The 16,974-nt window shown below is 67.4% G+C and carries 8 protein-coding genes; 4 read left to right on the forward strand and 4 right to left on the reverse strand.

Annotated features, from left to right (window positions below; all coding sequences use genetic code 11):
* Positions 1-4: 4 nt before the first annotated feature.
* Positions 5-1,075: a 3-deoxy-7-phosphoheptulonate synthase AroG gene (gene aroG / locus FHW58_RS18485; protein ID WP_179674612.1), complete on the reverse strand. Its 1,071-nt coding sequence runs from the start codon at positions 1,073-1,075 to the stop codon at positions 5-7.
* A 331-nt stretch (positions 1,076-1,406) separates the two neighbouring features.
* Between aroG and FHW58_RS18490 the strand changes: the two genes are divergently transcribed.
* A complete protein-coding gene (locus FHW58_RS18490) occupies positions 1,407-4,034 on the forward strand; it encodes a TonB-dependent receptor (RefSeq protein ID WP_229265397.1) in 2,628 nt (875 codons plus the stop codon).
* Positions 4,035-4,277: 243 nt separating this feature from the next.
* On the forward strand, positions 4,278-6,914 hold the full coding sequence (locus tag FHW58_RS18495; RefSeq protein ID WP_229265398.1) for a TonB-dependent receptor: 2,637 nt from the start codon (positions 4,278-4,280) through the stop codon (positions 6,912-6,914).
* A gap of 85 nt (positions 6,915-6,999) precedes the next feature.
* On the opposite strand, the gene tldD is transcribed toward FHW58_RS18495, so the two are convergent.
* The 3 genes from tldD to FHW58_RS18510 are packed head-to-tail and all read right to left on the reverse strand — an operon-like array spanning position 7,000 to position 13,487.
* Complete coding sequence (gene tldD, locus FHW58_RS18500; RefSeq protein ID WP_179674614.1) at positions 7,000-8,460, reverse strand: metalloprotease TldD; 1,461 nt, start codon at positions 8,458-8,460, stop codon at positions 7,000-7,002.
* 42 nt (positions 8,461-8,502) lie between these two features.
* Positions 8,503-9,303, reverse strand: coding sequence for a carbon-nitrogen hydrolase family protein (locus FHW58_RS18505; RefSeq protein WP_179674615.1), 801 nt, complete (start codon positions 9,301-9,303; stop codon positions 8,503-8,505).
* Entirely contained in the window at positions 9,300-13,487 is a 4,188-nt protein-coding gene (locus tag FHW58_RS18510; protein ID WP_179674616.1) for a YhdP family protein, read from the reverse strand. Before FHW58_RS18510 ends, FHW58_RS18505 begins: the two co-directional genes overlap by 4 nt.
* An 88-nt stretch (positions 13,488-13,575) precedes the next feature.
* Here FHW58_RS18510 and glnE point away from each other — a divergent pair, with 88 nt between their 5' ends.
* Together glnE and FHW58_RS18520 are read left to right on the forward strand one after the other, a co-directional pair.
* Positions 13,576-16,317 (forward strand): bifunctional [glutamate--ammonia ligase]-adenylyl-L-tyrosine phosphorylase/[glutamate--ammonia-ligase] adenylyltransferase, encoded by a 2,742-nt coding sequence (glnE, locus tag FHW58_RS18515; RefSeq protein WP_179674617.1) that lies wholly within the window; start codon positions 13,576-13,578, stop codon positions 16,315-16,317.
* A 70-nt stretch (positions 16,318-16,387) separates the two neighbouring features.
* Positions 16,388-16,858, forward strand: a complete 471-nt coding sequence (locus FHW58_RS18520) for a cache domain-containing protein (protein WP_179674618.1) — start codon at positions 16,388-16,390, stop codon at positions 16,856-16,858.
* Positions 16,859-16,974 lie beyond the last annotated feature (116 nt).

Consider the following 16,974-nt stretch of genomic DNA (forward strand, 5'->3'; position numbering starts at 1 on the left):
CGGGTTATTTCTCAGACGCCTGCATGGCCAGGCGCCGCTGGCGCACGGCAGCCGCCAACCCTTGCAGCACCTGCACGCTGCTGTCCCAGTCGATGCAGCCGTCGGTGATCGACTGGCCGTAGGTCAGCTGCTTGCCCGGCACCAGGTCCTGCCGCCCCGCCACCAGGTGCGACTCCACCATGACGCCGACAATCCGCGTATCGCCCGCCGCCACCTGCCCGGCGATGTCGGCGCATACCGGCACCTGGTTCTCCGGCTTCTTGGAGCTGTTGGCGTGCGAGGCGTCGATCATCAGCCGCGGCGCCAGCCCCTGCGCGGCGATCGCCTTGCAGGCCTCGTCCACGCTGGCAGCGTCGTAGTTCGGCGTCTTGCCGCCGCGCAGGATGATGTGGCAATCCTCGTTGCCGTTGGTCGACACGATCGCCGAGTGGCCGCCCTTGGTCACCGACAGGAAGTGGTGCGGCTGCGAGGCCGCCTTGATCGCGTCCACCGCGATGCGCACATTGCCGTCGGTGCCGTTCTTGAAGCCCACCGGGCACGACAGCCCCGAGGCCAGCTCGCGGTGCACCTGCGACTCGGTGGTGCGGGCGCCGATCGCGCCCCACGCGATCAGGTCGGCGATGTACTGCGGCGAGATGACGTCGAGGAACTCGGTGCCGGCCGGCAGGCCCAGCTCGTTGATGTCGCGCAGCAGCTCGCGCGCCATGCGCAGACCGTCGTTGATGCGGAAGCTGTTGTCCATGTACGGATCGTTGATCAGGCCCTTCCAGCCGACCGTGGTGCGCGGCTTTTCGAAATACACGCGCATGACGATTTCCAGGTCGCCGGCCAGTTGCTGGCGCAGCGGCGCCAGGCGGCGCGCGTACTCCATCGCCGCCTGCGGATCGTGGATCGAGCACGGGCCGATCACCACCATCAGGCGGTCGTCCTGGCCGTGCAGGATGCGGTGCAGCGCCACGCGGGCGTTGGCGGCAGTCTGCTCCGCCGCCGGCGTGCAGGCAAACTCGCGGATCAGGTGGGACGGTGGCGTCAATTCCTTCATCTCGCGGATGCGCAAATCATCGGTACGGGGCATTGCTGTTCTCCAGGTGATCGATCAAAAATGGGGGTAAAAAAAAACCGCCTCGGGGGAGGCGGTTTTTTTGGAATTCTGCTGGGACTCGGGTTGCTTCTACGTGCACCGGCCGCTACTCCACCGCCTGAGGGGTTGGGAAGCTAAAGTAAAACCAGCCGGTAAAGAAGAAGTGGGTCATGTCAGTCCGTAAAGTGTCCAACGACTATAACAACAACTTGCGGCGTTTGGCAAGCAGTTTATTGCGCACCTCTGACGCAGATCAGATTTCTCCCTCGTGAACGCCGCAAGACTGAACTTGCTGCGTATTGCGGCTTTTTCAAGGGAGAACATGATGACAACACGACTCACCACGCACCTCGCCCTGGCGTTGTTGGCGGCCAACGCCGTGGCGCAGACCACGGACGACACGCCCATGCAGCGGGTGGAAATCACCGGCAGCTCGATCCGCCGCATCGCCAGCGAAACCGCGCTGCCGCTGACCTCGATCCGCGCCGAGGACTTCGCGCGCCAGGGGCTGACCACCGCCCAGCAGGTGCTCAACAGCATCCCGATGAACCAGACCTCGGTGTCCAGCGCGCAGTCGGTAGGCGCCGGCACCGGCGGCCAGTCGCAGGCCGATCTGCGCGGCCTGGGCGGCCAGCGCACGCTGGTGCTGCTCAACGGCCGCCGCATCGCCGCCCACCCGATCCAGGGCGACAGCGTCGACCTCAACGTGATTCCGCTGTCGGCGCTGGACCGCGTGGAAGTGCTGCGCGACGGCGCCTCGGCGGTGTACGGCAGCGACGCCATCGGCGGCGTGGTCAACTTCATCACCAAGCGCCAGGTCAAGGGCGGCGCGGTCACGCTGGAGGCCTACCAGCCGCAGGAATCCGGCGGCGGCGCCGAGCGCCGCCTCAACCTCAGCGGCGGCTTCGGCGACCTGGCCAGCGACCGCTTCAACCTGTTCGGCGTGCTGGACGTGCACCGCCAGCAGGCGCTGCCGGCCACGGCGCGGCCGTTCTCGGCCACCGGCGTCATCCCCAGCCGCGGCGTCAGCCAGACCAGCGGCACGCCCTTCCCCGCCAACTTCTTTTCCGACAACGGCATCAGCGGCAATCCCGGCTTTGCCGGCGGCTGCCTGCCGCCGGCATCGATTCCCAACACCGGCGGTTCGCCGACCTGCCGCTACGACTACACGCGCGAGGTGGACGACATCCCGCGCACCAAGCAGGAATCCTATCTGGGCCGCTTCAGCTACAAGCTCAGCGACGACCACACGCTGGCCGCCGAAGCGCTGCACGCGCGCAGCACCAACACCGCGCGGGTGGCGCCGCCGCCGCTGGCCGGCATCGGCCTGATCATGCACGGCGACAGCCCCTACTATCCGGGCGGCAGCGCCGGCGTGCCGGCCGTGGCCGGCCTCATCGGCGAAGACCTCGACATCAGCTGGCGCCCGCTGGTGACCGGGCGGCGCGCCGACTTCTCCACCAGCACCTCGGACCGGCTGGTGCTGAGCGCCGAGGGCACGCTGCGCGGCTGGGACTACAGCGCCGGCCTGAGCCACTCCATCAGCCAGGCCGCCAGCGCCTTCGCCGGCGGCTACGTGATCGACCAGCGCATCGTCGAGGGCGTCGGCAGCGGCCTGCTGAATCCGTTCGGCGAGCAAACCGCGGCCGGCCTGGCCTACCTGAACGAGTCGCTGCTGATCGGCGAATACCTGCGCGCCCGCATGCGCGCCAGCGCGCTGGACGTGCGCGCCAGCCGCGACCTGATGCAGCTGCCGGGCGGCCCGCTCAGCTTTGCGCTGGGCGGCGAGGCGCGCAAGGAACGCGCGCTGTACACCATCAACCGGGCGCTGGCCTCGCAGGCCTCCAGCTCCGGCTTCGCCGACGCCCAGGACCAGTCGGGCGACCGCCGCATCTACGCGCTGTTCGCCGAACTGAACGCCGCCGCCATCCAGCACCTGGAGCTCAACGCCGCCGCCCGCTTCGACCACTACAGCGACGTCGGCCGCAGCTTCACGCCCAAGCTCAGCGCGCGCTACCAGCCGCTGGCGCCGCTGCTGTTGCGCGCCTCGTGGAACCGCGGCTTCCGCGCGCCCACGCTGTTCGACCTGCACGGCCCACAGACAGTGACCAACTCGTCCGATCCGTGGAACGACCCGGTGCTGTGTCCCGGCGGCGTGCCGGTGGCCGGCGCCAATCCCAACCTGGCGTGCGACCAGCAGCAGAACATCCGCCAGGGCGGCAATCCGGACGTGCGGCCGGAACGCTCCAAGACCTGGAGCGCCGGCCTGGTGTTCGAGCCGATGCGCGCGCTGACGCTGTCGCTCGACTACTGGGACATCCGCCTGCGCGACCAGATCAGCGCGCTGGCCGAGCAGACCGTGTTCAACGACTACGCCAAGTATCAGAGCCTGTTCCACTACAATGCCGCCGGCACCCGGCTGGACGACGTCTCGCTGATCACCAACAACCTTGGCGAGGTGAAGACCAGCGGCATCGATGCCAGCGTCCTGTGGCGCGCGCCGTCCGGCCCCTACGGCACGGTATCGTTGCAGCTCGACGGCACCTGGGTGCGCAAGTACGACTACCAGAACGAGCGCGGCGGCGTGTTCACCGAAAACATCGGCCGCTATGCCGATGCGTCGCCGGTGTTCCGCTGGCGCCACAACGCTACGCTGACGTGGAGCCGCGGACCGTGGGGCGCGTCGCTGACCAACCGCTACGTGTCCGGCTACACCGACCAGAACGCCGTGGCGCCGCAGTTCTTCAACGAGGTCGACTCGTACTCGGTGTGGTCGCTGTCGGCCAGCTACAGCGGCGTGCGCAACCTGGACCTGACGGTTGGCGTGCGCAACCTGCTGGACCAGGACCCGCCGTTCACCAACCAGAGCACCACCTTCCAGCAAGGCTACGATCCGCGCTACACCGATCCGCTGGGCCGGACGTGGTATGCGCGCGTCACCTACAAGTTCTGACATAAATTTACACTGCGCGCAATCACGTAAAGTTCCTCGCACCTGTAAGCAGTTGTAATGCCGGCGGAGAGACGGCGTGCCGCGCCTCTCCGCCGGCTCTCCGCCGCCTTGCCGCGCCGCCCGCGCAACGCGGGCTTTACACCTGTGACCGTTTGCGCGCAGCACACTTGTTCAAGCGTCATTGTTCGGGCCCCGCGGTGGGTGGTCTGATGAAACTCCCATACCCATGCAGGAGTGAACACAATGATGATTGAAAGAGCGATGTCCCGCACCGTGCGCGTGCTGTTTGCCGGCGGCCTGATGGTCGGCATGCACGCCGCGCAGGCGCAAACCGACGAGGCGCCGATCCAGCGCGTGGAAGTGACCGGGTCCAGCATCAAGCGCCTGGCCACCGAGTCGGCGCTGCCGATCACCACCATCAAGGCCGCCGACTTCGAAAAGCAGGGCCTGACCACCGCCGCCGAGGTGATGAACACGCTGTCGATGAACCAGAGCGTGACCGGCAGCAGCCAGTCGGTCGGCTCCGGCACCGGCGGCATCGCCACCGCCGACTTGCGCGGCCTGGGCAGCAACAAGACGCTGGTGCTGCTGAACGGCCGCCGCCTGGCCAACCACCCGTTCAACGGCTCGTCGGTCGACCTGAACATCATTCCCTTGTCGGCGCTGGAGCGGGTCGAGGTGCTGCGCGACGGCGCCTCGGCGATTTACGGCACCGACGCCATCGGCGGCGTGATCAACTTCATCACCAAGCGCTCGGTGAGCGGCGCCAACGTCAGCGTCGAGCGCTACCAGCCGCAGGCCAGCGGCGCCGGCGCCGAGACGCGCCTCAACCTGTCGGGCGGCTACGGCGACCTGGACAAGGATGGCTGGAACGTGTTCGGCGTGATCGACCTGCACAAGCAGACCGCGCTGGACGCCGCCGAGCGCGCCTTCTCCAGCACCAGCGTGCGGCCGGACAAGGGCATCAACAACAGCAGCGGCACCTCGCAGCCGGCCAACTTCTACTCGGACAACGGCATCACCGGCAACCCGTACTACGCCAGCGGCTGCATCGGCACCGGGCTGATCACCAAGTCCAACGGCACCTGCCGCACCGACACCAGCAAATACATCCAGGACATTCCGAAGACGCAGCAGGAATCCTTCCTCGGCAAGGCCAGCTTCAAGCTGAGCGCGGACGACGTCGCCACCGTCGAATACCTGCACAGCCGCTCGACCAACGCCAGCGCCATCGCGCCGTCGCCGCTGACCGGCATCACCATGACCTCGGCCAGTCCCTACTATCCAGGCGGCAGCGCCGGCGTGCCGGCGGTGGCCGGCCTGACCGGCGAAGACCTGACGCTCAACTGGCGCACCGTCGCCGCCGGCAAGCGCCAGGGCTACGACACCTCGATCTCCGACCGCCTGGTGCTGGCATCGGAAGGCCTGGTGGCCGGCTGGGACTACAACGTCGGCCTGACCTACGCGGTCAACAAGGCCGCCAGCGCGTTTGCCGGCGGCTACACCAACGACTCGCTGATGAAGGCCGGTGTGCTGGATGGCACGCTGAATCCGTTCGGCGAGCAGTCGGCGGCCGGCACCGCCTACATCGACGCGGCCCAGCTGCGCGGCGAATACCTGTCCGCCAAGATGACCAGCGTCGGCGTTGACGGCAAGATCAGCCGCGAGATTTACCAGTTGCCGGCGGGCGGCGTCGGCTTCGCGCTCGGCACCGAGTTCCGGCATGACAAGGCCACCTACAACGTCAACCGCGAACTGGCGTCGCAGGCGTCCAGCTCGGGCTATGCCGACGCGCAGGACCAGGCCGGCCAGCGCAATATCTCGGCCGTGTACTCGGAGCTGAGCGTGCCGCTGGCCAAGGATCTGGAACTGTCGGCGGCCGCGCGCTACGACCATTACAACGACGTCGGCGGCACCTTCAATCCGAAGGTCGGCCTGCGCTGGGAGGCCAGCAAGCAGGTGCTGTTCCGCACCTCGTACAACACCGGCTTCCGCGCGCCGACCCTGTACGACCTGCACGGCCCGGCCACCTCGACCTTCACCAGCAACGCCTATGACGATCCGGTGCTGTGCCCGGGCGGCGTGGCGGCGGCCGGCGCCAATCCGAACGTCGCCTGCAACCAGCAGCAATACATCCGCAGCGGCGGCAACGCCAACCTGAAGCCGGAGAAGTCGAAGACTTTCGCGCTGGGCGTGGTGTTTGAGCCGGTGAACGCGGTCAGCGTGTCGTTCGACTACTTCAACATCAAGATCAGGGATTCGATCGGCACCGTGGCCGAGTCGACCATCTTCGACAACTATGAGAAGTACAAGAGTTACTTCGTCTACTCGGCGGACGGCAAGACGCTGCAGTACGTGAACGCGGTGCTGGACAACCTGGGCGAGGTGAAGACCTCGGGCATCGACACCAGCCTGCGCTGGAAGCTGCCGCGTTCGTCGGTCGGGGATTTCCTGTTCCAGTTCGATGGCACGTGGGTGCACAGCTACAAGTACCAGAACGAGACGGGCGGCGAGTTCGTGGAGAATGTCGGCGTGTACGGCGACAATGCGCCGGTGTTCCGCTGGAAGCACAACGCCACGGTGACGTGGAAGAAAGGGCCGTGGAGCGCCAGTTTCGCCAACAAGTATCTGAGCGGTTACGTGGATGAGAACGATGTGGATGGGGCGTACTACCACAAGGTGCGGGCGTATTCGACGTATTCGCTGTCCACCAGCTATACCGGTTTCCGGAACACCGACCTGACGGTGGGGATCAAGAACCTGTTCGACAGCGCGCCGCCGTACACCAACCAGGGCACCACGTTCCAGAGCGGGTATGATCCGCGCTTCACCGATCCGCTGGGCCGGACCTTCTACGTGAAGGCGTCTTACAAGTTCTGACGGCACCCCGCAAACCCGCACACCGCTGCGGCCAGGGTCTGACCCCGTACGGGGTCAGACCCTTTCGTTTGGGGGTGAAAGCAAATTACGCCGTGCCGCCGACTGTGACCCCGTCAATCCGCAAGGTCGGCTGGCCAACGCCCACCGGCACGCTCTGGCCTTCCTTGCCGCACACCCCTACGCCCGGGTCCAGCTTCATGTCGTTGCCGATCATCGAGACGCGGTTCAGCACTTCGGGACCATTGCCGATCAGCGTGGCGCCCTTCACCGGGTAGGTGATCTTGCCGTTCTCGATCATGTACGCCTCGCTGGCGGAGAACACGAACTTGCCGTTGGTGATATCGACCTGGCCGCCGCCGAAGTTGACCGCGTACAAACCATTCTTCACCGACGCCAGAATCTCGCCCGGGTCCTTGTCGCCGCCCAGCATATAGGTGTTGGTCATGCGCGGCATCGGCAGGTGGGCGAACGATTCGCGGCGCGCGTTGCCGGTCACCGGCATCTTCATCAGGCGCGCGTTCATCGTGTCCTGGATGTAGCCTTTCAGGATGCCGTCCTCGATCAGCGTGGTGCACTGGGTCGGATTGCCCTCGTCGTCGATGTTCAGCGAGCCGCGGCGATCGGCCAGCGTGCCATCATCGACCACGGTGACGCCCTTGGCCGCCACGCGCTCGCCGATGCGGCCGGAGAAGGTCGACGAACCCTTGCGGTTGAAGTCGCCCTCCAGGCCGTGGCCTATCGCCTCGTGCAGCAGGATGCCCGGCCAGCCTGGGCCGAGCACCACCGTCATCGGGCCGGCCGGCGCCGGACGCGCGTCCAGGTTGACGATGGCCGACTTCACCGCGTCGTCCGCATACTGCTCCAGCAGCGCGTCGCTGAAGTAGCCATAGTCGTAACGCCCGCCGCCGCCCGACGAGCCGACTTCGCGGCGGCCGTTCTGCTCGACGATAACGGTCAGCGACACCCGCACCAGCGGCCGGATATCGGCCGCCAGTACGCCATCGCTGCGCACCACCAGCACCACGTCGTACTCGCCGGCCAGGCTGGCCATGACCTGCACCACGCGCGGGTCCTTGGCGCGCGCCATCTTCTCGATGCGCTCCAGCAGCGCCACCTTGGCGGTGGCGTCCAGCGACACCAGCGGATCGTGCGGCAGATACAGCGAACGGCCGCCGACATGGTTCATGGCGCCCGCCACCTTCACCTTGCCGGCACCGGCGCGGGCGATGGTGCGGGTGGCGGAGGCGGCATCCAGCAGCGCCGCTTCGGAGATTTCATCCGAATACGAGAACGCCGTCTTGTCGCCCGACACGGCGCGCACGCCGACGCCCTGGTCGATCGAGAAGCTGCCGGTCTTGACGATGCCCTCTTCCAGGCTCCAGCCCTCGTTTTTAGTAAATTGGAAATACAAGTCGGCATAGTCGACCTTGTGGGTGAACATTGCGCCCAGGGTCTTGAGCAGCTTGGCCTCGTCCAGCCCGAACGGCGTCAGCAAAATATCGCGCGCTACGGCCAGGGTGGACAGATTCGGTTCAAATGGCTTCATGGTGATGCTTTCTGTGAGGTGTTACCGGCATTGTAGTGGATATCACATGGTCCGGTGTTTCAGGGCCGGCAAGCTGTCGCGCACGCCTTCCATATAGCCGAGGTCGATCTCGCCGGCCACCACGCCCTCGCCCTCGGCCAGCACCGACTTGACCGTGCCCCACGGGTCGATCAGCATGCTGTGGCCCCAGGTGCGGCGGCCGTTGGGGTGGATGCCGCCCTGCGCTGCCGCCAGCACGTAGCACTGGTTTTCGATGGCGCGCGCGCGCAGCAGGATTTCCCAGTGCGCCATGCCGGTGGTGTAGGTAAAGGCGGCCGGCACCACGATCAGCGATACCGGCCCCATGGCGCGGAACAGTTCCGGGAAGCGCAGGTCATAGCACACCGACATGCCAACCTTGCCGAACGGCGCCTCGAACGTGCCAACATGCTTGCCCGGCACTATCGTCTTCGATTCGTTGTACGACTCGCTGCCCTTGGTGAAGCCGAACAGGTGGATCTTGTCGTAGCGGCTGACGTGCTCGCCCTGCGGGTTGTACACCAGCGTGGTGTTGATGACCTTGTCGGCGTCGTCCGAGGCCAGCGGCAAGGTGCCGCCGATCAGCCAGATGCCCAGTTCGCGCGCCAGGCCGGCCATGAAGTCCTGGATCGGTCCCTGCCCCAGCGGCTCGGCCACGCGCACCTTGTCGCTGTCGGTCAGGCCCATGATGGCCCAGTATTCGGGCAGCAGCACCAGCCCGGCGCCATCCCGGGCGGCCTGGGTCACCAGGCGGCGCGCGGTGGCGATATTGTCCGCCACGGTGGGCGAGGAAATCATTTGGATGGCAGCAACGGTGTGGTTCATGGCGATCCCCTTGTCGGTTCCAGTTTGGTGGCGTCCAGCTTGGTGACGACCGGCGCCTTCCACGGGCCGGACACCTGCATATGATAGGTCAGCGCCTTCATCACCGGCGCGCTCAGGAACAGTTGCGCCAGGAAGCTACCCAGGCCGATGACCGGATTGACCGCCAGCGCGTACACCAGCGGCGCCGTGCCGAGGTTGACCTCGGGTATCACCACCACGTGCAGGTTGGTGGTTTCGTTGGCGATATCGGCCGTGCCATCCATCAAGACAGTGGCGGCCACACCGTGCATTTTCAAGTTGTCGGTCTTGACGATGCCGCGGTTGATGGCGGCGTTGGCGGTGATGCCGTCAAACGCCAGGCCTTCCGAGAAGACGTCGTGGAAGTCCAGCTTGAGCAGGCGCGGCAACGCTTGCAGGCTCAGCACGCCGAGCAGCTTGGCGGCGCCCGGGTCCTGCTTGAGGAACTGGCCCTTCTCGACATTCAGCGCGATCTGGCCGGACAGGCTCGGCAGGTCCAGCGAGTACGGCAGGCCCTTCCACGCGATGTCGCCCTTCAGCGAGCCCTTGCCGCCCTTCAGTGTGTCGGCGTAGCCAAAGCGTTCCAGCAGCTTGCCGGCGTCGTTGATGGCCAGATTGAAGTTGAGGCTGGTGTCGTGGACGCCGTTCTTGCTGACCCACTTGCCGGTGCCTTCCAGTTCGCCGTCGGCATTGGTCAGCGACAGCTTGCTGACGCGCCACTCGCGCGCGCTGGCCAGCTGGGCGTTGTTGGCCTGCAGTTCCAGCCGCCCCAGCGGCTTGTTGAACAGTTCGAAGCGGTCCACCACCACGTCCAGCGCCGGGATGGTGGCGGCGGCGCTCTTGCCGTCCAGCAGCGCCTGGACGTCGCCCGGGGCCGACTCCGGTATCACCAGCGACGACAGCCGCGCGGTCACCTTGCCGAGGCCGGCGCCGGTGGACGGCTCGGCCCAGGTCAGGTAGCCATTGGCCTGGGTCGAGTCGATGCTGGCCTGCCACGTGCCTTTCTGATGGGTGACGCCGACCACCACGTTTTCCAGCTTGCGGTCGCCGATCACCAGCTCGCTGCTGCGGGCGGCGATGGCGTCGGGCACCACGTACTGGGCGACATCGCTGGCCTCGGACGGCGACGCCAACGCCGCCGCCGAACCGGCGGCGGCCGGGCCGGCGATGGCGTCGCCAAAGTCCAGCCAGTTGTCGACGTTCAGCTCGTGCATGCTGATGTTGAAGGCCAGGCCGCTGTCCGGCTCCGGCGCCGGCATGTTGACGCCGATGCCGCCGCGCACCATCTTCCAGTGCTGCCTGAGCTGCTTCTGGCGCTGGTAGCGCGCCGCGATGCCGTTGCCGAGGTTGATGCGGATATCGTCGTGCAGGTAGCCGGCGCCGTCCGCCGTCAGGCCGCTGGTCAGCAGGAAGCGCAGCGGCAGGCTGTCGGCGGCGCTTTTTTTCACCGGCGCCGGCAGGTCCAGCGCCAGCCCGGTCAGCGACGAGTCGACCGCGACGATGACCTGGTGGTCGCGCGCGGTCACCGTGCCGCTGTAGCGGGTGCCGCCGGAAAAATGGTCGGCCAGGCGCTGCATGGCCGGCATCGGGAAGGCCTGGCGGAAGCCGTCGGCGGTCAGCAGGCCGCCGAGGCGCACGACGATGGCGCCATCCTTCTGGCTGCCGCCGGTGATCGACACCGGACCGCCGAGGAAGGCGCCGGACAGCTGGTTGAGGTTGACGCCGCGCTCGTTGAATTCGATCTTGCCCTGCGCCGACTGTACCACCGGCAGGTCGTTCATCAGCACGATGTCGTTGTTGGCCAGTTGCAGCGTGCCCTGCACCTTGGTGTCGATCGCGTGCGCCAGCGGAATGCGCAGGCTCAGCGCCAGCTTGGCGTTGCCGCTGGCCTGGGTTTCGTCGGTGAAGTGCGAGATCCACTCCAGCACCGGGCTGAGCGCCACGTAGCGCAGGAATTCCTGCAGCGGCGCGGCGGCGTTACCGTCGATTTCCAGCATCGAATCGTGCACGCTCAGGTCCGGGATCACCGCCTTGACGTTGCTCAGCGCGGCGCCGGCGGTGGTGGCGGTGTCGCCGTGGATTTCCATGCGCGCGCGGTCGAACACGAAGCTGCCCTTGATGTGCTCGGCCTGCGGCCACAGCGGCAACGGCTGGCCGTCCTTGCCCAGTTCCTTGCCGTCGTGCAGATAGTAGCCGGGCTCGTAGTTCAGCTTGCCCTCGGTCAGCTTGCCGGCCACGCGGAATTCGCCGTGCGCCCTGCCCTCGCCCTGGAACGGGAAATGCGCCAGGTCGCCGCGCAGGCGGATGCTCACGTCGCTGGCGACGCCGCCCTCCAGCGCGCCGGTCAGCCAGTGGGTCAGGTCGTGCGGCGTCTGCATCGGCAGGTAGCGGCCGATGCGGTTCAGCTGGAAGCCGGTCAGCGTGCCGTCGAGGTCGGCCTTGCCGGGGCCCTTGCCGGCCAGCGAAATCAGGTGCGAGCCCTGCAAGGTGCCGCTCATGCCCTCCTGCTCGAAGTCCATGGCGTCGATCTGGAACAGCAGCTGGTTGTCCGCTTCGAACGACCAGCGCGCCTTCAGGTTGAGGTAGTCGAACGGCATCGACGGCTCGGCGAAATAGTCGGGCATCTGCAGCACCAGTTGCTGCGAGTTGAGGCTGAAGCTGCCGCCGCGCTCGGTGGCGTCGATCGCGCCGCTGAGGTTGTCGAAGCCGGGAATGGCCGGCATGCCGGCGATGGCCGGCGTCTTGGCGGTCTTCGCTTGCGGCAGGCGCGGCGGCTGCGGTTTCAGACCCAGCCCGATCAGGTCGCCCTTGACGCGGTAGGTCTGCAAGGCCGGGAACGTGCCCTGCCATTCGGCCGAGAAGTTGCGCAACAGGCCGCGCGGCGCGAAGCCGGCCACCATCTGGTGCTGGCGCTCGGTCAGCGGCAGGCGCTCGGCCAGGCCGGCCAGCGTTTGCAGGTCGAGCTGGGCGGCGCGCAGCGCGACCCGCTCGGGCCGCGCGCCGGCGGCCGCGACGAAGCTTTCCGACAGCGAGGTCGGCGCCATCACCAGGCCGTCGCGGGTGGTCAGCGTCAGGTTGTTCAGGGCGATGCTGTGGCCGAGCGCGCCGAAGCGCGGCGTGGCGGCGCCCTGGCGCGCCAGCGGCGGCCGGATGTCCTCGCGCACGGCGATGCGCCCGCTGAGTTGCTGCAGGTCCAGCAGCGGCAGCTCGGCGCCCAGCACGGCGGTGAGGTCGCGCAGGCCGACGTCGGCGGTGAAGCCGGTCAGGCGCGACTGCTCGACGCCAACCCAGGCACGCAGCGAACCGTGGCCCTTGCTCAGTTCAAACGGGTAATCGACCCAGGTCTTCCAGGCCAGCAGGTCGGTGTCGCGGATGTCGGCGTAGACCTCGCCCTTCCACATCGAGATGTTGGAGACGCGCGCGCCAAACGCCGGATGGGTGAAGTCGGCGCGCAGGTCAAGCGGCCGCGCCAGCGCCGCCGGCGGCGTGGCGCGCACCGACAGCTGGTGATGCAGCCACTGGTTGCGCAACACCAGCTGGACGTTGTCCAGCGCCAGCGGCGGCGCGCCGCGCTGGCGGTCGGTCCACTGCAGCCGGCCGTCGTGGATGACGATTTCGCGCTGCGTCAGCAGCCAGTCCAGGCCCTTGCCGTCGCTGGGCTGGTCGGGATCGATGAAAATGCCGGCCACGTACAGGCGGCCGTCGGCCTCGCGCCGGATGGACAGGTCGGGCCGGGTCAGCTCCAGCGCATGGAAGCGCACGCCGGCCGCCGCCACCGACCACCACGACAGCGTGGCCGACACGCTCGGCAGGCTCAGCGCCGGCCGTCCCTGCGGATCGTGCAGCACCACGTCGCCCAGGAACAGGCTGGGGCGGAAGCCGTTCCACGACGCGTACACGCGGGCGATGCTGACCGGGTTGCCGATCGCGTGGCTGGCGGCGCGCTCGATGTCGCCCTTGTAATGGTCGATGTTCGGCAGCACCACGTAGCGCAGCGCCAGGAACAGCACGGTGAAGGCGACATACAGCAGCAGCGTCAGTTTCAGCGCGAAACCGAGCACATGATGGGTGGCCAGGTTGCAAATCCGGTAGGCGGCACGGAGCCGGTGCCAGCGCGTGGCCAATGGGCCTTCGCCTGTCACGGTCTCCTCTTCTGGTTTTTGCATTAATACGCTAATAAATCAGGCCATGCGTCAAAAATTCACGAAACTCGCGCTAAACTCGGTTGTCGCAGCCATTCTACCTTATCCGTTTATGAGTTCACCGTCCGTTGCCCCCGCCGTTTCACGCTTTTACCAGCGCTGGCTGTCCGCCGCCCCCGAGCGCGCCGCCCGGATCGACGAACTGGCGCAATTATCGCTGGCCGAGATCGATCTGGCGCACTATTTGCGCCAGGAAGCCGCCGGCGGCCTGCCGCTGGTGCGCGCCATGCGCCGCCTGCGCAACCTGCTGGTGTGCACGCTGATCCGGCGCGACCTCGGCGGCCAGGCCAACCTGGCCGAGGTGGTGAGCGCCATGACCCGCTTTGCCGACTTTGCCATCCAGCAACATCTGGCCGAGCTGCACGCCGAGCTGGTGGCCGCGCACGGCGCGCCGACCGGGCGCGACTCCGGCCTGCCGCAGCAGATGATGGTGCTGGCCATGGGCAAGCAGGGCGGCGGCGAACTCAATGTGTCGTCCGACATCGACCTGATCTTCGTCTATCCCGAGGACGGCGACACTGCCGCCGGGCCGGGCCAGCGCGGCCTGTCCAACCACGAGTTCTTCGTGCGCCTCGGCAAGAAGCTGATCGCCGCGCTGGCCGAGATCACCGAGGACGGCTACACCTTCCGCGTCGACATGGCGCTGCGGCCGAACGGCAATTCCGGCCCGCTGGCCGCCAGCCTCGGCATGGTGGAAAACTACCTGATCGTCCAGGGCCGCGAATGGGAGCGTTACGCCTGGGTCAAGGCGCGCGCGGTGACCGGCCGCGCCGAGGACATCGCCGCGCTGGAGGCGATTGTCCGCCCGTTCTGCTTCCGCCGCTACCTGGACTTTGGCGTGATTGACGCCATCCGCAATATGCACGCGCAGATCCGCGCCGAGGTCAACCGCCAGGAGCGGCTGCACCCGGACCGCAGCAACAACGTCAAGCTGGGCCGCGGCGGCATCCGCGAGATCGAGTTCCTGGCCCAGGTGTTCCAGCTGATCCGCGGCGGCCGCGACGCCGCGCTGCGCGACCGCTCGACCCGCACCACGCTGCGCATCATCGCCGAGAAGGGCCTGCTGAGCCACGCCATCGTCTACCAGCTACTGGCCTCGTACACCTTCCTGCGCAACCTGGAGCACCGGCTGCAATACCTGGACGACGCCCAGACCCACACGCTGCCGGCCAGCGAGGCCGACCGCCAGACCGTGGCCGAGATGATGGGCCTGCCCGACGCGGCCACGCTGCTGACCCAGCTGGAGGCGCACCGCCAGTTCGTCGCCGGCCAGTTCGACGAGATGTTCTCGGACAAGACCGAGGGCGGCGACAACGACATCGAACTGCAGTCCAGCAACGAATGCGCCGATCCCGACAACCGCGAGGCGCTGGTGGCGCGCTTCGCCGCGCTCGGCTTCGACGCGCCCGAGGATGGCGCCAAGCGGCTGATCGCCACCTGGCAGGCGCCGCGCCTGCAATCGCTGCCCGAGGCCAGCCGCAACCGGCTGCAGAGCCTGATCAACAGCGCGCTGCCGCTGATCGTCCAGGCCGCGCAGGAATCGCGCGGCGGCAGCCAGCTGGCCACGCTGGGCCGGCTGCTCGACTTCCTGGAGGCGATCGCGCGCCGCGCGGCCTACCTGTCGCTGCTGACCGAGTACCCGCACACGCTGGCGCGCGTGATCCGCATGGTGCACGCCAGCGGCTGGGCGGCGCAGTTCCTCAGCCAGCACCCGATCCTGCTCGACGAGCTGCTCGACGACCGCCTGCGCCACGCGGTGTTCGACCCGGCCGCGCTGGCCGCCGAGCTCGACACGCAACTGGCCGCCGCCGCCGGCGACACCGAGCGCCAGATGGACATCCTGCGCGAGGTCCACCACGTGCAGCTGTTCCACCTGCTGGCGCAGGACCTGGCCGGCGACCTGACGGTGGAAAAGCTGGCCGACTACCTGTCGGCGCTGGCCGACACCATCGTTGCCGCCACCCTCCAGGCGGTGTGGCGCACGGTGGCCACGCGCCACCGCGAGGTGCCGCTGTTCACCGTCATCGCCTACGGCAAGCTGGGCGGCAAGGAGCTTGGCTATGTGTCCGACCTCGACGTGATCTTCCTGTACGACGACCCCGACCAGGAGGCGCCGGCCCAGTACGCCAAGCTGGCGCAACGCTTCATCACCTGGATGACCTCGCACACCCCGGCCGGTATCCTGTTCGACATCGACACCGCGCTGCGCCCTGACGGCGCCAGCGGCATGCTGGTGTCGTCGGTGGCCTCGTTCGAGAAATACCAGAGCAACTCGGCCTGGGTGTGGGAACACCAGGCGCTGACCCGCGCCCGCTACTGCGCCGGCGACGCCGCCATCGGCCAGCGCTTCGAGCAGATCCGCGAGGCGGTGCTGCGCAAGGCGCGCCCGGCCGACGGCCCGCTCAAGCCGGAGGTGATCGCCATGCGCCAGCGCATGATGGACGCCAAGCCCAACCACAGCGCGCTGTTCGACCTCAAGCAGGATCCGGGCGGCATGATCGACATCGAGTTCATCGTCCAGTTCCTGGTGCTGCAGCACGCCCACCGCTATCCGCAGCTGACCGCCAACTACGGCAACATCGCGCTGCTGAAGATGTGCGCCGAACTGGGCCTGATCGACGCCGCGCTGGCCGCCAGCGTGGCGGACGCCTACCGCCAATACCGCAAGCTGCAGCACCAGCTGCGGCTGCAGGGCCAGGACCTGGCGCGCGTCGACCGGGCGCGGGTGGCGCCGCAGGCGGCCCAGGTGCGGGCGCTGTGGGATGGCCTGTTCGGCAATCCTGTTGCCGATTAGCAACGCGCGCACCCTGTCCCGCCAGCGCCTGCGCTAAGATGGCCAGACATAATCATAAGAGGAGCATCGGATGAAGGCATGGGTGGCCGCGGCGGCCCTGGGACTGGCGTGGGGGCTGGCGCTGTGCGGCGGCGGTGCGGCGGCGGCGGCGCAGAAAGGCAGCCGCGCCGAGGCGGTGGCCATGGTCAAGCGGGCGGTGGCGATGGTCAAGGCGCAAGGCCGCGACAAGGCGTTCGCCGCGATCTCCGATCCGGCCAACACCGATTTCCACGACCGCGACCTGTACGTCTATGTCTACGATTTCAACGGCAAGGTGCTGGCGCACGGCAACAACCCGCAGATGGTCGGCACGCCGCGCATCGCCCTCAAGGACATGGAGGGCAAGTTCATGATCCAGGAAATGATCACGCTGGCCAAAACGCGCGGCGGCGGCTGGATCAGTTACAAGTGGCCCAATCCGGTCACCAAGACCGTTGAACTGAAGGAGGGCTACATCGAGCGGGTCGACGATTTCCTGATCGGCTCCGGCGCCTACCGCTAAAAAAAAAGCCTCCCGAGGGAGTAATGCCGTTCAGTTAAGGTCTCGTTTCAAGACCCGAACGGTGTATCGCTGAGGTAGTGCTTTAACGGCCCGGTCGTAATGACGACCGGGCCGTT

The organism is Duganella sp. 1224, assembly GCF_013408245.1.
In the GTDB taxonomy this organism is placed as follows: Bacteria; Pseudomonadota; Gammaproteobacteria; order Burkholderiales; family Burkholderiaceae_D; genus Rugamonas.